Consider the following 26,380-nt stretch of genomic DNA (forward strand, 5'->3'; position numbering starts at 1 on the left):
TCCCGATCAGTTGCGCAGCGGCTTGCCGGTTTCGAGCATATGCTCGACCCGCGCCTGGGTCCGCGCATCCTTGACGCTTTCCATGAAGGCGGTGCGTTCCAGCTTGAGCAGCTGTTCCTCGCTCACCTCGTCGATGATATCGGCCTCGCCGCCGGTGACGATGTTCGCCAGACGGCCCGCGACCACCACGTCGTACGGCGTGGCGACGCCCTTCTTGGCGAAGTCGGCGACCGCGCCGTTGAACGCGACGCGCCCGGCCGCACCCGGCAGGCGGAAGACCGGCTTTTCAGGCGGTTGATAGCCCTCGACCAGCGACAGCGCCTTCTGCTTGGCATCGGCCAGCAGCCGGTCGCGGTTCATGGTGATGCCATCGTCCTTGCGGAGATAACCCAGGTCCTTGGCTAAAGCCGCCGAACGCGACACCTGCGCGGTCGAGATCGTCTCGAACGCCTTCATGGCGGCGGGCATCGGCCCCTTGGGCATCTTGGGCGACTTGGCGAGACGGTCGATCAGCTCGCCGTTTCCGCCCCAGCCGGGGACCAGACCGACGCCGGTCTCGACCAGCCCGATATAGCTCTCCGCATGGGCCTGGATCGCATCGGCGTGGAGCAGAATCTCGCACCCGCCGCCCAGCGCCATGCCCGCCGGCGCGGCGACCACCGGGAAGGGCGCGTATTTCAGTGCCTTGTAGGCCTGCTGCCCCGCGACGACCAGCTTGTCGACCTCACCCCAGGCCGCGATGTTAACCGCGAACATGGCAAGGCCAAGATTGGCACCGGCCGAGAAGTTGCTGCCCTCGTTATAGATGACCAGCGCCTTGTATTGGCTCTTCACCAGCGCGATGGTCTTTTGAAGAAGCGACAGAACCTGCTCGTCGAGCGCGTTCATCTTGCCGGTGAACTCGAACGCGACGACGCCGTCACCGACATCCCATGCCGCTGCCGAACCGTTCTTGAGCAAAGGTTCGGAGCGGAGCTTGATGTCCTCGAGCAGCAGCACGCCCTCGGCGCGGACGACATCGGCATAGTCGCCGCCTGCGGTCAGATACTGACGCTTGCCATCGACCACGCGGTAGAAGGGGCGGTCGCCCGCCGTCTCCAACAGCGCGGGCACTGGCTTGCCCTCGGCGCGCAGCCGCTCGGCCAGTTTGCCCGGACCCATGCGGTCGATCAGCTCGAACGGGCCGAACTTCCAGTTATAGCCCAGCTTCATCGCGTCATCGATCGCGACCACGTCATCCGCCGCCTCGCCGACCAGCCCGGCGGCATAGGACAGCACCGGGCCCAGCACCGCCCAGGCATAGTCGCCGACCTTGCCCGGCGTCGCGACCAGCGCGGCCAGGTCCTTTTCGGCGCGGCCCGGCAGCCGTTCCGGCTTCTTTTCCGCGCGATATTCGCCGGTCTTCAGGTCGATCGCCTGCTTGGCCTTGGTGCCGTCGGACTTGCGGTCGAGGCGGTAGAAACCGCCCTTGCCCTTGCGGCCCGTAAAGCCCTCCGCGATCATCTTATCGACCAGCGGCAACGGACGAATCGTGTCGAAATAGGCGTCACCCTCCGGCAGGGTCGAGGACAACGACTTGGCGAGCAGCGGCATCAGGTCGATGCCGACCAGATCGATCAGCCCGAAAATGCCGGTCTTGGGCACGCCCATCGGACGGCCGCCGATCTGGTCGGCCTCCTCGACGGTCAGGCCCTGGTCCATCGCCGCGTTGATCGCGACCGCCAGCCAATAGGTGCCGATACGGTTGGCGATGAAGCCCGGCGTGTCCTTGGCGCGGACGATCCGCTTGCCCATGCGGTGATCGACGAACTGCTCGACCTTGGCCGCGACGCCGGCATCGGTGTGCTGCGAGGTCACGATCTCGATCAGCCGCATATAGCGCGGGGGGTTGAAGAAATGGGTGATCAGGAAGTCTTGTTTGAACTGCTCCGACCGCCCCTCGACCAGATGGCCGAGCGGAATGGTCGAGGTGTTGGACGACACCGCCGTACCGGGCCGCTTCAGCTCTTCCAGCCGGGCGTAAAGCGCCTGCTTGATGTCCAGCCGCTCGACCACCGCCTCGACGATCCAGTCGCATTCGGCGACGCGTGCCAGGTGATCCTCGATATTGCCGGTTTCCACCAGCTTGGCGGCGGCGGGCGACATGAAGGGCGCGGGCTCGGTCTTGAGCATCTTGGCGACGGCACCCTTGGCGATGGCGTCGCGATCGGCGCCGTCCTTGGGCACGATGTCGAGCAGCAGGACGGGCACACCGGCATTGGCGACCTGCGCCGCAATGCCTGCGCCCATCACCCCTGCACCGATCACGCAAACCTTGTTGATCGTGTCAGCCATCATGCACGCTCCAGCACAGTCGCGATGCCCTGCCCGCCGCCGATGCACTGGGTGGCGAGCGCGTACTGACCACCGTCACGCGCCAGCAGAGCCGCCGCCTTGCCGACGATGCGCGCGCCGGTCGCGCCCAGCGGATGGCCGATCGCGATCGCGCCGCCGTCCTTGTTGATCGTCTCGTCCTTGAGACCCAGGTCGCGGATGCAGGCGATCGCCTGGCTGGCAAAGGCTTCGTTGATCTCGACCACGTCGAGGTCGCCCGCCGAGATGCCCGCCCGCTCCAGCGCCTTCTTGGACGAGCCGATCGGGCCGAGGCCCATCGTCTCGGGCTCGCAACCCGAAATGCCGACCGACTTGATGCGGGCGAGGATCTTCAGGCCGTGGCGATTGGCGAATTCCTCCGAAGTCACCAGCACGGCGGCGGCACCATCGGTCAGCGGCGAAGCGGTGCCTGCGGTCACGGTGCCTTCCTTGTCGAAGGCGGGCTTCAGGCCGGACAGCACCTCTTCGGTCGTGTCGGGGCGGATCAGGCCGTCCTCGGTCACGTCGCCCGCCTTGGTGTGGATCGGAACGATCTCATCGGCCAGACGACCGGCGGCGCGCGCCTCGGCGGCCTTTTTCTGGCTCGCGACCGCGAACTTTTCCTGCTCGGCGCGGGTGATCTGGTATTTGGTCGCGACATTCTCGGCGGTCTGACCCATGCCCATGTAGGCACCCGGCCGCGCGGCGGCGAGCTCGGGGTTGGGCAGCGGGTTGTAGCCGCCCATCGGCACCCGGCTCATCGACTCGATACCGGCGCAGATGAACGCCTCGCCCGCGCCGATCTGGATCTGGCCCATCGCGATATGGATGGCCGACATGGACGATCCGCAGAAGCGGTTCACCGTCATGCCGCCGACCGACAGCGGCAGGTCCGCCAGCAAGCCGATGAGACGCGCGACGTTCATGCCCTGCTCGCCCTCGGGAAAGGCGCAGCCCAGGATGATGTCCTCGATCTGCGAGGCGTCGACGCCGGTCCGTTCGATCAGGCCGCGAATCACCTGCGCGGTCAGGTCATCGGGACGAACCCGTGCGAGCGCGCCCTTGCCAGCCTGGGTGAAGGGAGAGCGGGCATAGCCTGCGATCACGATGTTGGTCATCCAATCCTCTCTTTATGGGCTTGCGGCCTAACGTTAAGGTGCGTTACCTACCCTATACGTCAACACAATAAGCAACTCGACCGCAATCGACAACCGGGTATGGTCGAAAAAAGATACAGGAGAGTGACACGATGACGGCAGGAGCCATCGGAGGAGCCACGACAGGCGGTGTACCGGGCCAGGCGACGGGCCGCCCTCTGGTCTTCGAGCCGCGATTGCTGACCGACATGTTCGAGACAACGGTACGGCGCCACGGGTCTCGACCCGCCATCGACTTCATGGGTCGAATCACCCGATACGACGAACTGGGCGCAATGGTCGACAAGGCCGCCGCCGGGCTCCAGGCCTTGGGGGTGAAGAAGGGCACCCGCGTCGCGCTCTGCCTGCCCAATATCATCTATTACCCCGTCCTCTACTTCGCGACGCTGAAGGCCGGGGGCATCGTCGTCAACGTCAACCCGCTCTATGTCGAACGCGAGCTGTGCCACCTGCTGGAGGACTCGGGCGCGGAGATCATCGCGACCTGCGACATTCCCGACATCTATGGCCGCGTCTCCCATGTCGCCGAGAAACTCGGCCTGCGCCATGTCATCTCCTGCCCGGTCGCGGGCGCGCTGCCGACGATCAAGGGACTGGCCTACCGCCTGCTCAAGCGCGCGATGATCGCCGCCCCCGGCCCCTCGCCGCGCCACCTGACCTTTGCGCAGATGATGAAGCGCAGCGGCGCTTTGACGCCGATCTCGGCGAGGCCCGACGATGTGGCGGTGCTGCAATATACCGGCGGCACCACCGGCAGCCCCAAGGCGGCGATGCTGTCGCACGCCAATCTCGTCGCCAATGCCGATGCCATGGTCATCCATACCGGCGGCGAGGAGATGATCGACGAGGAACGCATCTTGGGCGTCCTTCCCCTCTTCCACGTCTTCGCGCTGACCACCGTGCTCAGCTTCGCGATCCGGGTCGGCGCCGAGATGATCCTGCTGCCCCGGTTCGAGCTGGACCAGGTGCTCAAGACGATAGCGCGCAGCAAGCCGACCTATTTCCCCGCCGTGCCCACCATCTACAACGCGATTGCGGGCGTGGCCGAGGCGCGCAAGGTCGACCTGTCAGCGATCAAGGCCTGCATCTCGGGCGGTGCCCCCCTGCCCGCCGAGGTGCGCGTGGCGTTCGAGAACACGACCGGCGGCAAGCTGGTCGAAGGTTACGGCCTGTCGGAGGCCTCGCCGATCATCACCTGCAACCCGATCATCGGCGAGAACAAGGGCGGGTCGGCGGGTCAGCCCTTCCCCGGCACGGTCATCGAGATCCGCGACCGCGACAATCCCGACCGGCTGATGCCACCGGGCGAGGTCGGCGAGATCTGCGCGCGCGGGCCGCAGGTGATGGCGGGTTACTGGAACAAGCCGACCGAGAGCGAGCAGGTCTTCATCCATGGTGCGCTGCGCACCGGCGATGTCGGCTATCTGGACGAGGACGGCTATCTGTTCATCGTCGACCGGATCAAGGACGTGATCCTATGCGGCGGCTATAACGTCTATCCGCGCATGATCGAGGAAGCGTTGTACGAGCATCCTGCGGTTGCAGAAGCCGTCGTCATCGGCATTCCCGACCCTTATCGCGGCCAGTCGCCCAAGGCCTTCGTCAAGCTGGCCGCCGATCACCACGCCACGCCCGAAGAGCTGCGCGCCTTTTTACAGGACAAGGTCAGCAAGATCGAACTTCCCCGCGAGGTCGAAATCCGCGAAAGCCTGCCCAAGACCTTGATCGGCAAATTGTCGAAAAAGGAACTGGTTGAGGAAGAATTGGCCAAAGCCGCCGCTGCGGCGGCGCGGCCCGTGGGGGAATAGACGGTGGGGGAAAACGAGGAACTTCGCGGCATCCAGGATGTCGCGAACAGCTTGGGCGTGACGACGCGCACGCTGCGTTTCTATGAAGATCGCGGACTGATCGAGCCGCGCCGCGTCGGCACCGCGCGCATCTATTCCAAGCGCGAGACGGGGCGGATGCAGTTGATCCTGCGCGGCAAGCGACTGGGCTTTTCCCTGCGCGAGATCGAGGAATTCTTGCGGCTGTACGATGCCGACCCGCAGCATGTCGAACAGATGCGCGTGTTGGCCGAACGCTGCCGCGAACGGGTCGACGAACTACGCCAGCAGATGACGGCATTGGTCCAGACGGTCGACGAACTGGAAACGATCGAACGCGAAGCGCGCGAACGGATCGCGAAAGCGGGGGCCTGACCGCTTCCAATTCCTCCCCTGCAAGGGGAGGTGGCAGTCCGCAGGACTGACGGAGGGGTGTCACCATCGGCGAGGACACCCCTCCACCAGCTTCGCTGGTCCCCCTCCCCTTGCAGGGGAGGAAGAATGCCAACCTTATGACTGCGGCGCCCGCCAACCCAGGCCGAGCGCCTTTTGCAGCGCGACGTAATCATTCGTCAGCCCGGCGACCGCCTGCGACAGCGACTGCTGCGCCGCCACCCGCTGCCGTTCCGCGTCCAGCGTGTCGATCAGCGTGGCCGCCCCCGCCCGATAGCGCTGCTGCATCAGCACCGCCGAGCGATCCGCCGACGCCTTGGCCCGCGCCAGCGTCGCCACCGTATTCCGCCGCGCCCGGAAGCGCGACAGCGAATCCTCGGCATCGCGCAGTGCCGACAGAACCGCACCGCGATAACGCGCCTCCGCCTCGTCGCGCGCGCCCTCGGCCTGACCGACCCGCGCATTGGCGCGGCCGAAGTTCAGGACGTTCCACTGAAGCATCGGCGCACCCAGCGTCACCAGATTGTCGAGATCGGTCAGCGCGTCGAGCGAGGTGCCGCCGATGCCGATGATGCCCATCAGGTTGAGGCGCGGAAACTTCGCCGCCTCCGCCACGCCGATCCTGGCAGTCTGTGCCGCCAGATTGCGCTCGGCCGCGCGGATGTCCGGGCGACGCTGGAGCAACGCAGTGGGATCGCCGACCGCCACCTGCGCCGGCGGCAACGGCACCGGCCCCGCCTGGGCCAGGCGCTGGTCAAGCGTACCGGGTGCCTCGCCGATCAGGATGGCCAGCGCATTGAGATAGGTCTCCACCGAGGACGACAGCGGCAGGATCTGCGCATCGGTGCTCTCCACCTGATTGCGCAACCGCTCGACCTCCAGTTGTGAGGCGGTGCCGTTGTTGAACCGCTGGAGCGTCAGGTTCAGCGTATCGCGCTGCATCTTCGACGCCTCACGCGCCAGGATCAGCCGCTGCTGCGCATCGCGAAGCCCGACATAGGCCTGGGCGACATCGGCGCTGAGCGAAACCTGTGCATCGGCGACATTGGCCTCCGCCGCCTCGGCGCTGGCGCGCGCGGCCTCGACGGTGCGACGACGGCCGCCGAACAGATCGATCTCCCAGCTGGCATCGAATCCCAGGTTGAAGAAGTCGACATTGGTGCCGCCGCCAGAGCCGCTCGCCGAACCGCCGGACGCGCCGCCATTGGCGCCGCCCTGCTCTCCGCCACCGCCGCCGAGGTTGAGTTCGGGCAGATTGGCGTGGAGATAGGTCGCGCTGGCATTCGCATTGGGCGCCTGATTGGCGCGTTCCAGTCGCAGCGAGGACCGCGCCTGCTTCAGTCGGGCCTGCGCCACCGCGACATTCGGATTGGACGCCAGCGCCCGCTCCTCCAGCCAGTTGAGCATCGGATCGTTCAGCGTCGTCCACCAGTCGGCGACCGCCGGTGCCGTCGTCGCCAGCGTGGTGTCGGCGCGCGCGAACCCGGCAGGCGGGGTCGCGGCCGAACCGATCGCCTTGGGCGGCCCGGCATAGTTCGGCCCGACGGTGCAGGCCCCCAGCAGGAGGAGCGGGATGAGGGAAAGCTGCTTGCGCATCATGGGTCTCAATGCATCGCCACGGGGCCGCCCTTGGGCAGCGGACGGAGGAACAGGACAAGCGGCATCACCATGATGATGCCGACGCACAGGATGAAGAACAGGTCGTTATAGGTCATGACCAGCGCCTGTTGCCGGATCGTATTACCGATCATGCGCAGCGCGGCGTCGGGGCTGCCGAATTGCTGGGTCAGCGCGTCGATCCATCCCTGGGTCGCCCCCGAATTGGCCGTCAGCGATTCCTCCAGCCGACGCTCGTGCAGGAAGCTGCGCTGGTCCTGCACGGTGGCGATGCCCGCCAGTGCGAAGGAGCCGCCCAGGTTGCGCGCCGCGCTGAACAGTCCCGCCGCATCGCCCGCCTGCGACGGCGGCACCGACGAGATCGCCGCCTGGTTCAGGAACAACATGCCCAGGATCGTGCCGACACCGCGCAACAACTGGCTGTCGGTGAACGAACTGCCGGTGGAATCGGCGGTCAGCACCGTGTCGATCCCCGCGCTCAGCGCCATAATGCCCAGCCCCAGGCCAACCGCGATACGGATGTCGACCTTCTTGATGAGGATCGGGGTGAACGGCATCATGAGCAGGCTGGGGATGCCGCTCAACAGCACGACCTTGCCCGCCTGGAACGCGTTATAGCCAGCGATCGAGGCGAGGAACTGCGGGATCACATAAGAGGTGCCGTAGAGCACCATGCCCAGCACGATGCCCATGATGACGACGCTGCCGAACTGGCGGTCGAGCAGCAACTTCAACCGGATGACCGGGCGCGATGCGACGAACTGCCCGGCGAACAACAGGCCGAAGCCGAAGATCGACAGCGCGGTCAACTCGATAATCTCGCGCGACTCGAACCATTGCTCGCGCTGCCCTTCCTCGAGCACGACGGTCAGGCCGCCCAGCCCCAGAGCAAGGCCCGCAATACCCAGCCAATCGGCCTTGGCCAGTTCGGACAGATGCGGCTTCTGGTGCGGCAGGCCGACGAGCAGCAGCGTGACGAGCACCGCGCCGACGGGGATGTTGAGGAAGAAGGCATAGTGCCAGCTGACATTCTCGGTCAGCCAGCCGCCGATCAGTGGCCCCATGACGGGACCCAGAATGGCGGTGACGCCGAAGAACGCCGTCCCGATCGGCTGCTGCTCGCGCGGCAGACGGGTGGCGATGATGGTCAGCGCGGTGGGGATCAGCGCGCCGCCGGTGATGCCCTGCCCCGCGCGGCCGATGATCATCATCGTCAGGTTGGTCGACAGGCCGCAGACCACCGAAAAGCCGGTGAACAGGATCGATGCGATCAGCAGGAAGGTGCGCAGGCCGAGCAACCGCTCCAGCCACGCCGACAGCGGAATGATGATGATTTCGGCGACAAGATAAGAGGTCGCGATCCACGTCCCCTCGGTCCCGCTCGCGCCGATCTCGCCCTGGATGGTCGGCAGCGCGGAGTTGACGATCGAGATGTCGAGCGTCGCCATCAGTGCGCCGATGCTGCCCGCCGCGACGGCGAGCCAGGCGGTCAGGTCCGCCTTGGCCGGAGGGGCGCCCCGCTGGGCGGCGGCGGCGCTCACTGGCGCTGCGCCCCCTCCCGCGCTTCGTTATGCTGGTCCTGCTGCTCGGCGATGTGCTTCAGCGCGCCCTTGGCCGAGCGGGTGTCGACCGTCACCTCGACCGACATGCCCGGCACCATCAGCGCACGGGTCTGCGCATCGGCGTCGACCGCGATGCGGACGGGCACGCGCTGCACGATCTTGGTGAAGTTGCCGGTCGCGTTCTGCGGCGGCAGCAGCGAGAATTGCGCACCGGTGCCCGGTGCCACGCTCTCGACATGCCCCTTGATCTCGACCCCCGGCAGCGCATCGACGTCGATCTTCACCGGCTGGCCGGGGCGCATCAGGCCCAGCTGCGTCTCCTTGAAGTTCGCGTTGATGTACAACTGGCTGACCGGCACGATCGACATGGTGCGGGTGCCCGCCTGCAGGAACTGGCCAACGCGCACCGTCTTGTTGCCGACGCGACCGCCGATCGAGGCGCGGATCGTCGTCGAGCCCAGATTGACCTCGGCGGCGTCCAGCTGCGCCTTGGCGGCCTGCCCCTGCGAACGCGCCTGCTGCACCTGCGCGTCGAGCGTGCCGATACGGCGACGCGACGCGGCCAGCGCGGCGGAAGCAGCGGCGACCTTGGCATTGGCCTGACGCGCCTGGTTCTGAAGCTGCGACAGACGCTCGCGGCTCTCGGCGCCCGATGCGGCGAGCGGCGTGTAGCGCGTCACCTCGGCCTGCGCGAAGGCGGCGTCGCTCTGCGCGGCGCGGAGATCGGCCTCGGCGCGGTCGATCGCGGCCTGTTGCTCCTTGATCTGCGCCTGGACACCCTCGGCATTGGCGCGGGCGACACCGATCTGCGCCTGGATCTGCGCGGTCTGCGCCTGATAGTCGCGGGTGTCGATCTGGAGCAGCGGCTGGCCCGCCTGGACATTCTGGTTTTCGCCGACGAACACCTTGTCGACATAGCCCGAGACCTTGGGCGCGACCGTGACCGCATCCGCCTGGATGAAGGCGTCGTTGGTCGTCTGCATATACTGGCCGACGCTCTTGTAGTTCGCATACCAGAAGACGCCGCCGATCACCGCGACCGCCGCGACGATCAGCAGGATGACGCGGATGCGCCGCTTCTTGGCGGGCGATACGGGGGTCTTGTCCTCCGCCGTCTCCGCGTCCTGGCGTTCGGCGTCCTGCCCCTCATTCACTTGGTTTGCGTCGGCCACAGCGGCTTCCCTGTCGATGGAATCAAAAGAACTGGATGGTGCATTTGCTCGCACTTGCACAATAAGGCAAGACCATTTATTGAGCTACCTCATATTATGTGCGATTATGAAACCCTGGCGCTCCGCTACAGCCGCATTTATCTGCGTTTCCACCGGCTTCTCGACCGGCAGATGGCCGCGCAGGGCGCCTCGCTGGCGCGCACCAAGATGCTCCATTTCATCGCCAACAACGCGCCGGTTCGTGCCGCCGATGTCGCCGACTGGTTCGACCTGGCCCCGCGCACGGTGACACAGGCGATCGACACGATGGAGCGCGACTCGCTGGTGGTGCGCGTGCCCGACCCCGACGACCGACGGGCGAAGCGGCTCGACATCACCGATCATGGGCGGCAGGTCCTGCGCCAGACCGAGCCGCTGCGTCGAACGCTGATCGCTCAGGCCTTCGGCTTGCTGAGCGATGAGGAAGTCGGGCAGTTCGCGCGAATCCTCGACAAGATGGAACAGGCGATCAAGGGTTCGCCCGGAAACTAGAACTGCGATCAGATCCGCTCGCCATAGAAACGCAGCGCGGCTGGCGGATCATTGGGCCGCCCGCCCTGCGCCACCACATGCGCGGCACGGACGGCGGCGCCCAGGCTGCCCGCGCGAAACGGCTTGGCGATGCAGCCGATGACCAGCGGATGGCCGCCGCGCTCGGGACAATTGCCGCTCAGGAAGATGCAGGGAATGCCGCGATCGGCGAGCAGTTGTGCGGCGGTCAGCCCGCTATCGCCATCGGCCAGCTTCACATCGCACAGCGCAAGGTCGGGGCGCCCCTCATCGACCAGCGCCATGGCGGCGGAGACGGTGTCGGCAATGCCGATCACGCGGTGGCCGTGCAGCGTCAGCGCATCCTCGACCAGCATGGCGACCAGCGCCTCATCCTCGATGATCAGGAGGTTCAGCGGGGTTTCGTCGCCGCGATCGTCATCGGCAAGTTCTTCAGGACGCGGGGCAAGCCCCGTACGCGCCGCCGTCATGCGGCATGACCAAGATCAGGCACCCATCATCCTCGTTCGTCAACGTCGCGCGCAACTGATGGCAAAGCCTCGCCATCAATCGATCCCGGTCGATCACATCGGCGATACGTCCCCATCCGATCGCCTCAAACGAGATACGGAGCATTTCGTTCCCCGGCACTCCGTTCACCGTGAAGCCGATGCGAGGCACCCCTGCCCCTTGCGCCATCAGCGCATCGAGCAGCAGCGCGGCCGCCACCGCGCGTTCGATCGGCACCGCGACCCGGCTGCCAACCGTGATCGGCGATTCTCCCGTCTCGCCGCGCAGTTGCGCGATCACGTCGCCGAACAGCGCGGGCAGGTCGACCAGCCCCGGATCGGCAGTAGCGTAGAGCGGCCGGTGCGCGCTCGCCAGCACCTGCAACCGTTCTGCCGCCCGCATCAGCGCGCGGCGCGTGCCCGTATCGGGAGCCTCCCGCCCTTCATGCGAGACGAGACCGATCGCCACCTGCAGCGCGTTGCGGACCCGGTGGTTCAACTCGGCCAGCAACTGCGCCTGGGTATCGAGCCCGCGCCGCAGCGCCTCCTCGATCCGCAACCGATGCTGCGCCAATGCGGCATAATGGCAGAGCAGCAGCAACAAGCGCCGCTCCTCCTCGTCGAACGGCCGCGCCGCACGCCGCCCGAAGCCGAGCGTGCCCAACAGCTCGTCACCATGGAGCAGCGGCATACACAGATAGACCTGGACGCCCAGCGACCGGACGAACCCCGTCCGCTCCTCACCGCTGGTCTGGATATCGGTCAGGTGCAGCGTCCGCCGCTCGCGCATCGCCTGGCCGCAGGCGGAAGGGCCGATGTCCAGACCGGCCGCCGCCTGTCGCTCGGCACGGGTCAGGCCGCCCGAGGTCTCCAGCCGCGCGGCATCGCCATCGCGGCGAAAATGGAAGAACACGTCGAGGCGCAGTTCGTCGCGGATCAGCGCGAACAGCGAGTCGATCATCGCACCGGGATCGTCGGCGGCCATCAGCCGATCGGTCGCGGCGGCCACAAGCGAGAGGTAGCGCTGCGCATCCGCAGGGCTGGGCGCAGCCGGTCCGATCGCTTCGCCGGGTAGCGGCAAAGGCGGTGCTAAAGGTGGTGGGAGAGCCACGACCAGCAGGATAGCGATACCGGCCCGTGGCTCCAAGAGCTGTTTGGGCAAAACCATCGGGCGGAAGGCGGCCTCGGCCCCCTCCCGCCCGGACGGATCAGCGCGCCGTCACCGCCGACTGGTCGAGCGGCACGACCGGCAGCCAGACGCGGCTGGCATTGGCGCCACCGCGCTCCAGCGTGATCGTCGCCTTCCTGTAATCGCTCGCCTTGGCCGTGAAGATATTGGGCACGAAGGTCTGCGGATTGCGGTCGTAGAGCGCGAACAGGCTGGACTGGACCTGGATCATGATCCGGTGCCCCGGCTGGAACACATGGTTTACCGTCGGCAGGCGGAACTTGTATTCCTGCACCTTGCCCGCCGGAATGGCGGTCGGGTTGGAGAAGCTGTTGCGATAGCGCCCCCGGAAGATGTCGAGGCTGATCGGCAGCTCATAGCCCCCCATCTTCGGATCGATGGCATTCTCCGGCGGGAGCACGTCAATGATCTTCACCACGAAATCGCCATCGGTGCCGGTCGTGCGCGCGAACAGATCGGCAATCGGCGCGCCCGAGACGCGCACCGCCTTGGTCAGGACCGGCGTCGTATAGGTCACGACATCGGTTCGGCCATCGGCGTGCCGCTGATCGCTGACCAGCCAGTCGCCCCAGCGGCCGTCGTTGAAGTTTACCGGGCGCGATAGATGCGGCACCGGATTGGCCGGATCGGAGACATAGGCATCCGCCCCCGTCCCCGGCTTGTCGAAGCTCAGCCCCTTGTCATCGGCCAGATAGAGCGGGGTCAACGGAGCCGCGCACCCGCTCTGGCAGGCGAGCGGCCATTGCGTCAGCTTGTCCCAATGGTTTTCGCCGGTGTTGTAGATGGCGGCGCTGGGCAGGTTCGCGGGCGCGCCGTCCTTCAGATACTGGTTGAACAGCGGCAGGACCATATCCTCGCGGAACTGCTTGGCGGTGTCGCCATTCCATTGGAACGGGCCGAGGTTGGTGCCGGTGCGGTTGATCTGGCTATGCCGCCACGGCCCCATCACGAGGAAATTGTTGCCCAGCTTGCCCTTGGCCTTCAGCGCTTCCCAGGACGTGATCGCGCCGTACATGTCCTCCTGGTCCCACAGCCCCTGTTCCCAGATGGTCGGGACGTTGGACGGGTTCGCCGCCAGCAGCTTGTCGAGCGCCTGACCCTGCCAATAGAAATCATACGACGGGTGCTGCACGATACGCTGCCAGAAGGGCAGCTGGTCGTAACCCGACTTCTTCGCCCAGTCGTTCGCCGAGCCGTAGCGGAAATTCTCGTAATCGTCGTAACCGCCGCTGGACGGGGCCTTGCCCTCGCCCTTGTAGCCGGTCTGCGACCCGATCCAGGCGATATTGGCCAGACGAAACGCGCCGTAATGGAACCAGTCGTCGCCCATCCAGCCGTCAATCATCGGGCTTTCGGGCGCGGCGACCTTCAGCGCGGGGTGCGGGTTGAGGAGCGCCATGACGACGGTGAAGCCCTCATAGGACGAACCGATCATGCCGACCCGGCCATTGGATTGGGGCAGGTTCGCCTTGTTCACCAGCCAGTCGATCGTGTCATAGGCGTCGGTCGTGTGATCGACCTTGGTCGCGTTCAGGGGGCCGATCACGGGCCGGGTGACGACATATTCCCCTTCCGAGCCGTATTTGCCGCGAATGTCCTGATAGACGCGGATATAGCCCGCCTTCACGAACTCCTCATCGGCCAGCGGCAGCGCCTCGATCATCCGGGTGCTGTCGGAACGCTTGGCACGGCCCGCCGCATTATAGGGAGTGCGGGTCAGGACGATCGGCGCGTTCACCGCGTTCTTCGGGATCACGATGACGGTGTAGAGCTTCACGCCGTCGCGCATCGGGATCATCACTTCGCGCTTGATATAATCCCGCTCCGCCACATCGGTCGGCGGGGTGAAATGGGCGGGAATGTCGCTGACCGTCGAGTTGGTGACGACCTTGACCGGCTGCTGGTCCGTCGCGGGCGCCTGCTGCGCGGTGGCGGGCGTCAGGACGGCAAGCGCGCTGGCGGCGAGAAGGAATTGGCGGAAACGCATGAAAAACAGACCCCCTCATGGTCGGTGAATGCCGTATCGTGCCGCGACACGGGGCCGGGAGCAACTAGCGGCGTGAATGATACATGGTATCATTCGACGTGCAAGCATGATGCAAATCACGCCCGAGCTTTCCTTTCGCTGCTTCGCCCCATAATATGGTCAGACAACAACGGGGTGCGATCCCCGCGATCCGGGGAGGAACCCACCGAGTGACGACCTTGAAGCGGCGCGGACCCGCCCATAGCGCCTTGGCGCGGGACATCGGTGTCGCCATCGTAACCGGCCGCATCGCCACCGGATCGACCCTGCCCGGCGAAGTCGAGATCGCCGAACAGCGCGGCATGTCACGCTCCGTGGTGCGCGAGGCGCTGCGGATGCTGGCGGCCAAGGGGCTGGTGGTCAGCAAGCCCAAGGCGGGAACGCGGGTGCGCGAGCGGCTGGAATGGAACCTGCTCGACCCCGAACTGCTCGCCTGGATGTTCGAGGGCGAGCCGCCCGCCGGTTTCGTCACCAGCCTGTTCCAGCTCCGCCTGATCGTCGAGCCCGCCGCCGCCGAACTCGCCGCCGTCAAGCGCGACACGCGCCAGCTGTCGCGCATGGGCGCCGCGCTGGAGGCGATGGGCGAACACGGCCTGCACACCGAACAGGGCCGCGCCGCCGACCAGCTGTTCCACAACATCATCCTGGAGGCGACGGGCAACGAACTGCTCATCAGCCTGTCGGGCAGCATCGGTGCGGCGGTCCGCTGGACCACGCTCTACAAGCACCGCAGCGCCAAGCTGCCCCGCGACTCCATGCCCGAACACCGCCACCTGTTCGCCGCCATCGCAGAGGCCGACGCCGCCGCCGCGCGCGCCGCGACGATCGTGCTGGTCGAACAGGCGCGAGAGGATACGGAACGCGCGCTGGCGCACTGAAGCGCAGTACACGGGATCGTCCAAGCCTTGGCCAAGCAACATAAAGGTCTCCTGTCCTTCCCTCGCCCCTCGTAGAGGGGAGAGGGTTGCTCCGACTTGGTCTTTGCGTAGCAAAGGCCTAGTCGGAGCTGGGTGAGGGGTGAGCGCTCGCCTTCGCGAGCGCGCGAGCCTTTCGGCTCGCTCAACCCCTCACCCAAGCTGCGCTAGCCAGCAGGCTGGCAAGCTTCGCTAACCCTCTCCCCTATCCAGGGGCGAGGGGAGCAACAGTCCGGCATCGATTTCGATTGTCTCCTCCCCTCACACTCCCAGCTTCGCGTGCCAGGCCATTGCGGTGCGTCCCGCCAGGTTCCGCATGTCCTGCAACCCCGCCAGATCGGCGCGGCTATGGCTCAGCCGGTGCAGCCAGCCGCTCAGGTCATGTGCCGCGATCTCCGCCTCGACGCTCGCCCGCCCGGCGGCGCGGCGCGCAGCCTCGATCGCGGCGAGCGGCTGGTCGCTTTCGACCGCCTGACCGTAAAGGCGATTGGCGCCGATCCCCGCCTCGATCCGGCTTGGCAGGGGCGGCCCGAAATCGGGGCGAAAGGCAAAGACCGCCAAGAGTGCGGCGATGCTGCCCACGACATTGTCGACCACCCGGGCCGAGGCGATGCCGACTCCCGGATGGAGCATATCCGTCACCAGCACGAACAGCATAGTGAGGAAAACTACGAAGATGGTATAGTTGACCGAGCGCAGGGCCATCGTCAGCGCGGTCAGCACCACCGCGACCAGCGCGGGCACGACCGGCCCGCCACCCAGCAGGGGCAGCGCCATCGCCAGACTTCCCCCGAGCAGGCTGCCGACGATACGCTCCAGACAGCGCGCCCATGTCACCCGCACGCCGCCCTGCAGCACGACGATCACCGCCATCGCCGCCCAATAGGGATAACCCAGACCGAAGACTGCGGCGGCGTAATAGACCATGACCAGCCCTCCCGCCTGACGCAGCGCTTGCTGGACCATGACCATCGGCGTTGACCTGGCCGTCCCGGCGTCCATCACCGTTACGGCCGGTTCGCCCTCGTCATCCCCTTCGGACAGCCGGGTCAGGGCGGTCCCGAACGCGGCCGCGCATCCTCGGAACACGTCCTCCGTCAGTTCGCCCCGCACGCGCTGCATCGTCGCGCTGGCCTGCTCCAGCGGAGCCTCTGCTCGCGACCGTCGGCGCAAGGACACGCACCAGCTCGCCACCGCGCCACGGCAGGCCTCGGCGAGGACGGTGCGCTGCGGGGCACTGCCCCAACGATCGATGCATGCCTGGTCCAGTGCCAGCAGCGCGCCGAACATCGTCTCCGCCGCCGCCAACTCGCGCCGTGCCGCATTCGCCCGACCCGGCTCGCCCGCGAAACGGACCAGAACCTCGCGAAACCGTTCGATCGCCAGCCGCACCGCGCGCCGATGTTCGGCATGGTCGCGATGCCAGCGCTCGTCGCGATGGGGATGATCGCGCAGACCCGCCAGATAATCGGCCATGTCGAGCAGCCTTGCGCTCACCGCCTGGGTCGCGCGGCGCAGCGGGTCGAAGGCATCGATCCGCCAAAGCATGTTGATGAGCAGATAGCTCCACGCCGCCCCCGCGAAAAATGCCGCCGACAACCGGGCTGCGGCAGGAAGGTCGTGCGGAAAGCCGACCGCTACGACCGCGACCACCGCCGACAGGGTGCCAACCAGCCCCCCAAAGGCCAGCCGCCCCGCCGCCGCCGTCACCAGAAAGACGAGCAGCGGCCCGACGATCATCCCCGCATGGGGCGCGATCGACGCCGCCCAGGATCCGACCAGCGCGACCGCCGTTCCCCCGACCAGGAAGATTCCCAGCAACCGACGTCGCAGCCTGTCCGGCCCCGGCACATCGCACAAACAGGTCCAGAAGGCAGCATAGACCGCCCATCCCCATTCGCTCCGCCCCGTCACGATCGCCAGGATCAGCGGCAACGCAACCGCCACCGCGCCGCGATAGCCCTCCGCGCGATTGAGATGCTCGGGGATCAGGCTGACCGATCGCAGCTCCAGCCGACGGCCCAGCCGCCGGATCGCCCGGGTCAGTCCGTATCGATCGCCCAGTTGTCCTTCGCCACCGGCCCGTTCCGTCACGCGAATCTCCCCGTGCCCGGGCCCCACGACCGGCAACCGATCCTAGCGCGCCGACCGGGTGGCCGGATCGTGCTCGACCTGACCCAGATAGTCCCAGAGATACCCTTCGAGCGCTTGGTGCATGCACAGGGCGCTGGGACGGGCATCAGGTCCGGCGTCGACCTCCTCCGCCGGAACCAGATAATCGCCATAAGGCAGTTTGCCGGTACGCGAATAATGGACGCCCAGGGATTTCACATGGCATTTGGCCGCCGCTCGCGCGAGGGCCCGGTTGGTCAGTAACGGCTTTTCCCTGGGTGTGGACGCGCATCCCGCCAGAAGCACGCACGCCGTCACGCCCCAACCCGTCCTTCGCATGATTTTCCCCGCCGATCAGTTCACCGCCTCGAACACGAACGCGGTTCCCACATAATCCCCCTTCAGCGGCGCGCGCAAACCCCGGTTCATCCAATAGGCTCCCGACGCTTGGCCAGGCACCCCCGCAGGCCGCGCCGAGCCGTCGAGCATCCGCACCGCATAGACCCTCGCCGGGTCCAGCCCCTGCGCATGGATCGCGGCGGGATTGTCGCGCCACATGGACGAGTGCAACATCTGGAACAGCACCGCCTGCCGCTTGTCCTGCCCGACATACATGGTGGCCGAGGTCGCATTGTCGCCAGTGGGGGACTCCAGCCGATAGAGCGCACCGCGCTGCACCGTCTCGCGAATGGTCTTGTACGCCGCCACCCATTTGCGCGCCGTGGCGAAGTCCGCGTCCGCCCATTTGTCCAAGTTCGCGCCTATCCCCAGCCCGCCCTGCATCGACGACAGGAAACGATAGTCCAGGCTGGTGACGCGCGTGTTCGCCCAATTGGGGCTGTCCGTGACCCAGGCCATCATGACCGCCACCGGATAGGCGCGGGTAAAGCCGTCCTGAACGGTCAGCCGGTCGGCGGGGTCGGTATTGTCTGAGGGCCACACTTCATCGGTCAGCCCGATGATGCCAAGGTCGACGCGACCGCCGCCGCCCGAACAGGATTCGATCTCCAGCTTGGGGTGCCGCCGCCGCAGCTCGGACAGGATATAATAGAGGTTGCGGACATATTCGACATAGACGCGTTGCTGGTCGGTGACCGGCTGCTCGGGCCAGCCCGCCTCCGTCCAGTTGCGGTTATAATCCCACTTCAGGAAGGCGATGTCGTTGTCGCTCACCAGCTTGTCGAGCACGGCCAGCAAATGATCGCGGACATCGGTGCGCGCGAGGTTGAGGACGAGCTGGTTGCGCCCCTCGGTGCGCGGCCGGTCGGGGAAATTCAGCACCCAGTCGGGATGGGCGCGGTACAGGTCGCTGTCGACATTCACCATCTCGGGCTCGACCCACAGGCCGAAGTCCATGCCCAGCCCCTTCACCCGGTCGATCAGGGGCTTCAGCCCGTTGGGGAATTTGGTCGGGTTGACGGTCCAGTCGCCTAAGCCGGCCTTGTCGTTGTTGCGTGCGCCGAACCAGCCGTCATCGACCACGAACCGCTCGACGCCGATCTTCGCCGCCTTTTCGGCCAGCGCCATCTGCCCCGCCTCGGTCACGTCGAAAGCCGTCGCCTCCCAGCTGTTGTAGAGGACCGGACGCAGCCGCGCCTTCGTCCCGTGGGGCAGGATATTGGCGACCTCGAATTTATGGAAGGTGCGCGAGGCTCCACCCAGCCCGTCGCCCGAATAGCCTGCATAAAAGACCGGCGTGTCGAGCGTCTCGCCCGGCTTCAGCGTCCAGGAAAAGTCGTAAGGATTATATCCGCCCGCGATCCGCACCCGGCCCAGATTGTCCGATGCCACGCTGATCCGGAACGAGCCCGACCAAGCCAGCGCACCATACCAGACCGGCCCATGCTCCTCGCTGGTCAGCCCTTCCCGGCCGATCGCGAACCAGGGATTGTTGCCATGGCCGGTCGAGCCGCGACGGCTTTCCAGCACGGTAGCGGCCGGCTCGACCGGTACCGTCTTCTGCGTCCATTCGGCGGCATGGCGGCCGGTCAGATAATGAAGCCGGTAATCGTCGCCGACCGGCAGCGAGAGGACCGCCGCCGCCAGCTGGTCGACGCGTACCGGCTTCGCATCCCCGTTCCGAACCTTGGCCGAGCGGGCGACGATGCCGGTCGCGGGGTCGATCGTATAGGTCAGCGTGACGAACAGCGGGCGGCGGATGTCCGCCAGTTCGACGGTCAGCGTCTCGCCACTGACCTTGTGGCTGCGATATTTGAGGACGAGATCGCGATTGCCATCTGCGAACAGCGCCTTGACGCCCGGATCATTGACCAGCCCCTCGCCCTGCCCCGGAAACTCCTGAAGCGTAACCGAACCGGCGGGGTCGAAGCCGGACAGTTCGCCGGGCGCTTTCAGGACGATCGGGTCGCCCGTCTTGACCGGATCGCCCGAGATCAGCGGATCGCCCTCCGCCAGTGCCGATCCCCAGTAAAGCGGCTGGAGATAGCCCTTCTCGTCCACCCCCATCGCATAGGTGACGCCGCCGCCATCGAGGCGGAACACCTTCGCCCCCGTCGGTGCGGTCACCTTCGCCGAAACCGGCGCCGCCAGCGTAGCCAGACCCACCCCTGCCAGAATCGCATTCCGCCAGCGCATCACACCTCTCCTGCAAACCTTTGCATTAAGTCTGACATAGCGCGGGGCCGTGATGCAAGCGCTCGTTTCAGAAGATCATTGCACGGCCAGCGGCCACAGCGTCTTGAGCGGACGACCGGCATCGGCCAACGCCTCGACCGCCACGGTGGCGCCATCGGCGACCAGCGCCTTGCCCTGCACGAAGTCGCGCATCGCATTGACGCAATCGAGCGCGATCACCCGGCCCTGGCGCAGATAGACGACCGAGAAACTCCGCGTGGCCGGATCGCCACGCAGAATCGCCTGGTCGTGCCCGGTCGACAGGCCGACCGTCTGCAACTTCAGGTCATATTGGTTCGACCAGAACCAGGGCACCGCATGATAGGCCACCTCGCGCCCCATGATCGTGCGCGCCGCCACCGTCGCCTGATCATGAGCGTTCTGCACCGATTCCAGCCGGATGACGGCGCCATCGGCAAAGTCGTTGGCATGGGCCGCACAATCGCCCACCGCATAGATATGGGCCAGGCTGGTGCGTCCTTGCGCATCGACCGCGACGCCATTGTCGCCCGTCGCTCCGGCCGCGATCAGGGGCTGGACCGCGGGCACGATGCCGATGCCGACGATCGCCATCTGGGCGGCCAGCACCGTACCGTCGGCCAGCCGGACGCCGCTGATCCGCCCCTCTCCCTCGATACACGCCACGCTCTCGTTGAGCCGCACCGTCACGCTCTGCGCGCGGTGTTCGGCTTCGTAGAAGCGCGACAGCGCCTCGCCAGCGACGCGCGCGAGCACCCGGTCCTGCGCCTCGACGATGGTGACGGCCTTGCCGAACTTGGTCAGCACGGCGGCGGCCTCCAGCCCGATATAGCCGCCACCGATGACCACCACCTCACGCACTGCGGGCAGTTCGGCGATCAGCCGGTCGACATCGGCGCGGGTGCGGACACCGTGCACGCCAGTCAGCTGGTGGCCATCGCAGCTCAGCCGCCGGGCATGGCCACCTGCCGCCCAGATCAGCGTGCCATAGTCGATTACGATGCCCGCCGCCGTGGTCAGGCACCGCGCCTCGGCATCGACCGCGACGACCTGCTCGCCCAGCCGCAGCGTGATCGCGCGCTCTTCCCAGAAACGCTCGGGGCGGATCAGGATACGCTCGAACGGCTTGTCCCCGGCCAGATACTCCTTGGACAGCGGCGGGCGCTCATAGGGTGGCCAGTCCTCTTCGCCGATCATCGCGATCGTGCCCTGGAACCCTTCCTGACGCAGCGCGATAGCAGCCTGCGCCCCCGCGTGGCCGGTGCCGACGATAACGATGTCGTAAGACGAATGGACGATATGGTTCATGACCTCCTCCCTAGAATGGAGAGACGGCACCTGCCAATCAGCATGACAAAGCGTTACAAGTGCGAAAGAGCGTCTTCAATCGCGCGACGCTTGCCGCTAGGGGAAAGCGCAAATCCTCAGGAGAAACCATGAGCAAGCTGCACCTCGTGTTCGGCGGCCGCGTCAGCGACCCGCAGACCCTCGATTTCGTCGATCCCGCCGGGCTGGAAGTGGTCGGCGTATTCCCCGACTATGCCAGCGCCGAAAAGGCCTGGCGCGCCGCCGCGCAGCGCACCGTCGACGATGCCGAGATGAAGTTCGTGGTGGTGCACCTCCACCGTTTGCTGGAGCCGTCGCTGGATTGATCTTGCGGCCTTGGGCGAGGTCGGGGCGTGGCCTTCGACTTCGCTCAGGCTGAACGGCGGTCGGAAATCCGCTCTTGCCCCATACAACTCACTCCGCTCGCACTGAGCGAAGTCGAAGTGCATGGGAAAACGCCCGGTGCTGGGCGAGGCTGAAGCATGGCCTTCGACTGCGCTCAGGCGGAACGGAGGGTGGGATAGAATCCTCCTCGCTTCAGGCGTTGCGATAGCGCCACAGCAACAACGGCTTGGCAAAGACCAGCCCCGCAATGAACCCGCCGATATGCGCGGCGACGGCGATCGTGCCCATTCCCATGCCCGCATAGCCGAGCAGCAGTTGGATGCCGATCCACCCCGCCGCCAGCCACAGGACATGGGTGAACTCGGCCGACAGTCCGGCGACACCCCTGGTCGCACGCCGCCGCCCGAACAGCAGCGCATAGGCTCCGACGATCGCCGAGATCGCCCCGCTCGCGCCGATCATCGGCATGGGCGAGGCGGGATCGGGGAAATATTGCGCCATCGCGGCGGCATAGGCACCCACGACGTACAGCACCGCGATGCCTCGCGGCCCCAGCGCGCGCTCGGTCTGCGCGCCGCAATAGACCAGCATCACCAGATTGAAGGCGATATGCGCGAACCCGCCATGGATCAGCGTCGCGCTGAGCGGGGTCAGCAGCGTCGGCACCAAAAAGCCGAAATCGGGCGGCAGCGTCGCGCCCTCGAAACGCAGGGGTATGAAACCGCCCGCCACCGCCGCATCCGGCACCATGCCGGTGACGATGAGGATCAGCGACACGGCCGCCGTGACGACCGCGATGGCCGTCGTGGCCCGTGCCGCTGCCCAGTTCATCGGGTCAGATGAACTCGATCTTGCTGACGACGTAATAACGGTCGCCCGACGGCACCGTCACCTCGACCTCTTCGTCCAGCTTGCGCCCGATCAGCGCCCGGCCGAGCGGCGAGTTGTAGCTGATCCGGCCGGTCTTGGCGTCCGCCTCGGTCTGGCCGACGATCTGATACTTGACCGGCTTGTCATCCTCGTCGAGCAGCGTGACGGTCGCACCGAACACGATCTTGTCGCCCGACAGATCCTTCGGGTCGATGATCTGCGCACGGCTCAGCTTGTCCTCGATGTCGGCGATCGTCGCCTCCACCTGGCCCTGGCGTTCCTTGGCCGCATGATATTCGGCGTTTTCGGACAGGTCGCCGTGTGCACGCGCTTCCTCGATCGCGTCGACGATCAGCGGCCGCTCTTCTTTCAGACGCCGCAGGTCCTGGGTGAGCTTGTCATAGCCCTCCTGGAGCATCGGCATCTTTTCGACGGTCGCCATATTCCTAGTCCCCAATTCTTACGCATTCCCGGTACGGACCGCCCTCCCAAACCGGGAGAGCGGTCCGCCAGCACATCATGTTCTCATGTCGGGATTAGTTGTGCGAACGCGAATAGTAGGATTGCAGGGGACGTACTTCAAGACCACGGGTCGCCGACGCCGCAATCGCCTTCGCCGCCTCGACGCTCGCGGGCGCCGTGGTGAAGTAGGGAATCTTCTGGCCAAGCGCGGCTTCGCGGATCGGCTTGGAGTCCTTCAGGCTCTGCCACCCCTCGGTCGTGTTGAAGATCAGGGTGATGCCGCCGTCCTTGATCCGGTCGACGATATGCGGACGCCCTTGCGCCACCTTGTTGATCTTCTCGACCGAGACGCCCGCACGATCCAGATAATCGGCGGTGCCGCCCGTCGCTACGATCGCGAAGCCTGCCTCCGACAGCATCCGGGCGGCGGGAACGATCTGTTCCTTGTCGCCGTCCTTCACGCTGATGAAGACCGCGCCTTCGGTCGGCAGGACGGTACCCGCCCCCAGCTGCGACTTGGCGAAGGCGGTGGTGAAGTCGGGGTCGATACCCATGACTTCGCCCGTGGACTTCATTTCGGGCGACAGCACCGGATCGACACCGGGGAAGCGCGCGAAGGGGAAGACCGCTTCCTTGACCGCATAATAATCGATGTGGCGATCGATCGGCGGCAGGTCGGCCAGCTTCTCGCCCGCCATGACGCGTGCGGCGATCTTGGCGATGGGCGTGCCGATCGCCTTGGCGACGAAGGGCACGGTGCGGCTGGCGCGCGGGTTGACCTCGATCAGATAGACCGTGCCATCCTTCACCGCGAACTGGATGTTCATCAGGCCACGCACGTTCAGGCCGCGCGCTAGTGCTTCCGCCTGACGCTCGATCTCGGCGATGATCTCGGCCGACAGGCTGTAGGGCGGCAGCGAGCAGGCCGAGTCGCCCGAATGGACGCCCGCTTCCTCGATATGCTGCAGCACACCCGCCACGACGACCTGGTCGCCGTCGCAGATCGCGTCCACGTCCACCTCGATCGCGTCGCGTAAGTACTGGTCGATCAGCACCGGCGCATCGCCCGACACCTGCACCGCCGTCTGGATATAATCCTCCAGCTGCTGCGGGCCGTCGACGATCTCCATGGCGCGGCCGCCCAGCACGAAGCTGGGGCGCATCAGCACCGGATAGCCGACGCGCTCGGCAACGATCAGCGCTTCCTCGCGGCTGCGCGCGATGCCGTTCTTGGGCTGGTGCAGCTTCAGCTTGTCGACCAGTGCGGCGAACTGCTCACGGTCCTCGGCCAGGTCGATCGCGTCGGGGCTGGTGCCCAGGATCGGGATACCCGCCGATTCCAGCGCGCGCGCGAGGTTCAGCGGGGTCTGGCCGCCGAACTGCACGATCACACCGACCAGCTCGCCCTTCGACTTCTCGACATCGAGAATGGCCAGCACGTCCTCGGCGGTCAGCGGCTCGAAATACAGCCGGTCCGAGGTGTCATAGTCGGTGCTGACCGTTTCCGGATTGCAGTTGACCATGATCGTCTCATAGCCCGCATCCGCCAGCGCGAAGCAGGCATGACAGCAGCAATAATCGAACTCGATGCCCTGGCCGATCCGGTTCGGACCGCCGCCGAGAATGACGATCTTCTTCCGATCGCTGGGCACCGCCTCGTCCTCGGGCTCGCCGAAGGTCGGGGCTTCATAGGTCGAGTACATGTACGGCGTCTTGGCGTCGAACTCGGCCGCGCAGGTGTCGATCCGCTTGAAGACCGGACGCACGCCCAGCTTCTGGCGATGCTCGCGTACCTCCTGCTCGGTGACGCCGCCGGTCATCATCTTGACGACTTCGTGGATCAGGCCAGACCCACGCGCGATGCCGCGATCCATGCCGCGCAGGTTCGCCGATTGCAGCGCCAGATAAGCGAGCCGCTTGTCGGAGAAGCCCATCGCCTTCAGGCGGCGCATCCCCGCCGCATCCTGCGGCAGGCCGTTTGCCATGACCTCGGCCTCGGCCGCGACGATCTCGGCGATCCGCTCCAGGAACCAGGGATCGTATTTGGCGATCGCATGGACCTCGGCGACGGTGAAGCCTTCGCGCAGCGCCTGCGCCGCGACTAGAAGCCGGTCCGGGGTCGCCTTGGCCAGCGCCGCCTCGATCTCGGCGCGCGGGGCACCGACCAGATGTTCGACATCGTTGAAGCCACTCAGGCCGGTTTCCAGGCCGCGCAGCGCCTTCTGCATCGACTCATGGATGTTGCGGCCGATCGCCATCACCTCGCCGACCGACTTCATCGCGGTCGACAGCACCGGCTCCGAACCCTTGAACTTCTCGAAGGCGAAGCGCGGAATTTTGGTGACGACATAGTCGATCGTCGGCTCGAACGAGGCCGGGGTCGCGCCGGTGATGTCGTTCTCGATCTCGTCCAGCGTATAGCCGACCGCCAGCTTGGCCGCGACCTTGGCGATCGGGAAGCCGGTCGCCTTCGACGCCAGCGCCGAGGAGCGCGACACGCGCGGGTTCATCTCGATGACGATCAGACGGCCGTCCTTCGGGTTGACCGCGAACTGCACGTTCGAGCCGCCGGTCTCCACGCCGATCTCACGCAGCACCGCCAGGCTGGCGTTGCGCATGATCTGATATTCCTTGTCGGTCAGGGTCAGCGCGGGTGCGACGGTGATCGAGTCGCCGGTATGGACGCCCATCGGGTCGATATTCTCGATCGAGCAGATGATGATGGAATTGTCGTTGCGATCGCGCACGACCTCCATCTCATATTCCTTCCAACCGAGGAGCGATTCCTCGATCAGCACCTCGGTCGTCGGCGAGGCGTCGAGCCCGGCGCGGACGATCGCGATGAACTCCTCGCGGTTGTATGCGACGCCGCCGCCGGTGCCGCCCAGCGTGAAGCTGGGGCGGATGATGGCGGGCAGGCCGACCTTCTCCAGCCCCGCCAGCGCCTCCGCCTCGGTATGCGCGATGGCCGAGCGGGCGGATTCCAGCCCGATCTTCTCCATCGCGACCTTGAACTTCTGACGGTCCTCGGCCTTGTCAATCGCCTCGGCATCGGCGCCGATCATCTGGACGCCGAACTTCTCCAGCGTGCCGTCATGGAACAGCGCCAGCGCGGTGTTCAGCGCGGTCTGGCCGCCCATGGTCGGCAGGACCGCGTCGGGGCGCTCCTTCTCGATGATCTTGGCGACGACTGCGGGCGTGATCGGCTCGACATAGGTCGCGTCGGCCAGCTCGGGATCGGTCATGATCGTTGCCGGGTTGGAGTTGACCAGGACGATGCGATAGCCCTCTTCCTTCAGGGCCTTGATCGCCTGCGTGCCCGAATAGTCGAACTCGCACGCCTGACCGATGACGATCGGGCCAGCGCCGATGACGAGGATGGAGGAGATGTCAGTGCGTTTTGGCAT

At 66.2% G+C, this 26,380-nt stretch carries 20 protein-coding genes; 5 read left to right on the forward strand and 15 right to left on the reverse strand.

Translation table 11 applies throughout. The annotated features are described in order from the left end of the window. Positions 1 to 6: 6 nt before the first annotated feature. Positions 7 to 2,334: a 3-hydroxyacyl-CoA dehydrogenase/enoyl-CoA hydratase family protein gene (locus tag KV697_RS04590; RefSeq protein WP_219020280.1), complete on the reverse strand. Its 2,328-nt coding sequence runs from the start codon at positions 2,332 to 2,334 to the stop codon at positions 7 to 9. Continuing rightward, the gene (locus tag KV697_RS04595; RefSeq protein WP_219020281.1) at positions 2,334 to 3,470 is read right to left on the reverse strand and encodes a thiolase family protein; all 1,137 of its coding nucleotides are present in this window, start codon (positions 3,468 to 3,470) and stop codon (positions 2,334 to 2,336) included. The genes KV697_RS04590 and KV697_RS04595 overlap by 1 nt, the downstream gene beginning before the upstream one ends. A gap of 131 nt (positions 3,471 to 3,601) precedes the next feature. On the opposite strand from KV697_RS04595, the gene KV697_RS04600 reads away from it, so the two are divergent. Together KV697_RS04600 and KV697_RS04605 are read left to right on the forward strand one after the other, a co-directional pair. Next, the gene (locus KV697_RS04600; RefSeq protein ID WP_374011390.1) at positions 3,602 to 5,317 is read left to right on the forward strand and encodes a long-chain-fatty-acid--CoA ligase; all 1,716 of its coding nucleotides are present in this window, start codon (positions 3,602 to 3,604) and stop codon (positions 5,315 to 5,317) included. Positions 5,318 to 5,320: 3 nt separating this feature from the next. Continuing rightward, positions 5,321 to 5,710 (forward strand): MerR family transcriptional regulator, encoded by a 390-nt coding sequence (locus tag KV697_RS04605; RefSeq protein ID WP_219020282.1) that lies wholly within the window; start codon positions 5,321 to 5,323, stop codon positions 5,708 to 5,710. A gap of 135 nt (positions 5,711 to 5,845) precedes the next feature. Here the strand turns inward: KV697_RS04605 and KV697_RS04610 are convergent, their stop codons facing one another. The 3 genes from KV697_RS04610 to KV697_RS04620 are packed head-to-tail and all read right to left on the reverse strand — an operon-like array spanning position 5,846 to position 10,079. Continuing rightward, a complete protein-coding gene (locus KV697_RS04610) occupies positions 5,846 to 7,324 on the reverse strand; it encodes an efflux transporter outer membrane subunit (protein ID WP_219020283.1) in 1,479 nt (492 codons plus the stop codon). Positions 7,325 to 7,332: 8 nt separating this feature from the next. After that, a complete protein-coding gene (locus tag KV697_RS04615; protein WP_219020284.1) occupies positions 7,333 to 8,886 on the reverse strand; it encodes an MDR family MFS transporter in 1,554 nt (517 codons plus the stop codon). Beyond that, complete coding sequence (locus KV697_RS04620; RefSeq protein ID WP_257575611.1) at positions 8,883 to 10,079, reverse strand: HlyD family secretion protein; 1,197 nt, start codon at positions 10,077 to 10,079, stop codon at positions 8,883 to 8,885. Before KV697_RS04620 ends, KV697_RS04615 begins: the two co-directional genes overlap by 4 nt. 96 nt (positions 10,080 to 10,175) lie before the next feature. On the opposite strand from KV697_RS04620, the gene KV697_RS04625 reads away from it, so the two are divergent. Beyond that, on the forward strand, positions 10,176 to 10,610 hold the full coding sequence (locus KV697_RS04625; protein WP_219020285.1) for a MarR family winged helix-turn-helix transcriptional regulator: 435 nt from the start codon (positions 10,176 to 10,178) through the stop codon (positions 10,608 to 10,610). An 8-nt stretch (positions 10,611 to 10,618) separates the two neighbouring features. Here KV697_RS04625 and KV697_RS04630 read toward each other — a convergent pair whose 3' ends face one another. The 3 genes from KV697_RS04630 to KV697_RS04640 form a co-directional block, all read right to left on the reverse strand. Next, positions 10,619 to 11,098: a response regulator gene (locus tag KV697_RS04630; protein WP_219020286.1), complete on the reverse strand. Its 480-nt coding sequence runs from the start codon at positions 11,096 to 11,098 to the stop codon at positions 10,619 to 10,621. Continuing rightward, positions 11,061 to 12,197 (reverse strand): GAF domain-containing protein, encoded by a 1,137-nt coding sequence (locus KV697_RS04635; protein ID WP_219020287.1) that lies wholly within the window; start codon positions 12,195 to 12,197, stop codon positions 11,061 to 11,063. Before KV697_RS04635 ends, KV697_RS04630 begins: the two co-directional genes overlap by 38 nt. A 127-nt stretch (positions 12,198 to 12,324) precedes the next feature. Beyond that, on the reverse strand, positions 12,325 to 14,292 hold the full coding sequence (locus KV697_RS04640) for a CocE/NonD family hydrolase (RefSeq protein ID WP_219020288.1): 1,968 nt from the start codon (positions 14,290 to 14,292) through the stop codon (positions 12,325 to 12,327). Positions 14,293 to 14,501: 209 nt separating this feature from the next. Between KV697_RS04640 and KV697_RS04645 the strand changes: the two genes are divergently transcribed. Further along, positions 14,502 to 15,209: a FadR/GntR family transcriptional regulator gene (locus tag KV697_RS04645; protein WP_219020289.1), complete on the forward strand. Its 708-nt coding sequence runs from the start codon at positions 14,502 to 14,504 to the stop codon at positions 15,207 to 15,209. Between the two features lie 297 nt (positions 15,210 to 15,506). Here KV697_RS04645 and KV697_RS04650 read toward each other — a convergent pair whose 3' ends face one another. The 4 genes from KV697_RS04650 to KV697_RS04665 all read right to left on the reverse strand — a co-directional run bounded on the left by KV697_RS04650 (position 15,507) and on the right by KV697_RS04665 (position 21,278). Further along, a complete protein-coding gene (locus KV697_RS04650) occupies positions 15,507 to 17,339 on the reverse strand; it encodes an FUSC family protein (RefSeq protein WP_219020290.1) in 1,833 nt (610 codons plus the stop codon). A 42-nt stretch (positions 17,340 to 17,381) separates the two neighbouring features. Beyond that, a complete protein-coding gene (locus KV697_RS04655; protein WP_219020291.1) occupies positions 17,382 to 17,576 on the reverse strand; it encodes a hypothetical protein in 195 nt (64 codons plus the stop codon). A gap of 135 nt (positions 17,577 to 17,711) precedes the next feature. Then, on the reverse strand, positions 17,712 to 19,952 hold the full coding sequence (locus tag KV697_RS04660; RefSeq protein WP_219020292.1) for an alpha-galactosidase: 2,241 nt from the start codon (positions 19,950 to 19,952) through the stop codon (positions 17,712 to 17,714). Positions 19,953 to 20,027: 75 nt separating this feature from the next. After that, positions 20,028 to 21,278, reverse strand: a complete 1,251-nt coding sequence (locus KV697_RS04665; RefSeq protein WP_219020293.1) for an NAD(P)/FAD-dependent oxidoreductase — start codon at positions 21,276 to 21,278, stop codon at positions 20,028 to 20,030. A gap of 128 nt (positions 21,279 to 21,406) precedes the next feature. Here KV697_RS04665 and KV697_RS04670 point away from each other — a divergent pair, with 128 nt between their 5' ends. Continuing rightward, positions 21,407 to 21,622, forward strand: a complete 216-nt coding sequence (locus KV697_RS04670; protein WP_219020294.1) for a DUF4170 domain-containing protein — start codon at positions 21,407 to 21,409, stop codon at positions 21,620 to 21,622. A 211-nt stretch (positions 21,623 to 21,833) separates the two neighbouring features. Here the strand turns inward: KV697_RS04670 and KV697_RS04675 are convergent, their stop codons facing one another. The 3 genes from KV697_RS04675 to carB form a co-directional block, all read right to left on the reverse strand. Further along, positions 21,834 to 22,472, reverse strand: a complete 639-nt coding sequence (locus KV697_RS04675; protein ID WP_219020295.1) for a rhomboid family intramembrane serine protease — start codon at positions 22,470 to 22,472, stop codon at positions 21,834 to 21,836. 4 nt (positions 22,473 to 22,476) lie between these two features. Further along, the gene (gene greA / locus KV697_RS04680) at positions 22,477 to 22,953 is read right to left on the reverse strand and encodes a transcription elongation factor GreA (RefSeq protein ID WP_042483476.1); all 477 of its coding nucleotides are present in this window, start codon (positions 22,951 to 22,953) and stop codon (positions 22,477 to 22,479) included. Positions 22,954 to 23,047: 94 nt separating this feature from the next. Further along, positions 23,048 to 26,380 (reverse strand): carbamoyl-phosphate synthase large subunit, encoded by a 3,333-nt coding sequence (gene carB / locus KV697_RS04685; RefSeq protein WP_219020296.1) that lies wholly within the window; start codon positions 26,378 to 26,380, stop codon positions 23,048 to 23,050.

Origin of the sequence: Sphingomonas sanguinis (assembly GCF_019297835.1) — a bacterium.
In the GTDB taxonomy this organism is placed as follows: domain Bacteria; phylum Pseudomonadota; class Alphaproteobacteria; order Sphingomonadales; family Sphingomonadaceae; genus Sphingomonas; species Sphingomonas sanguinis_D.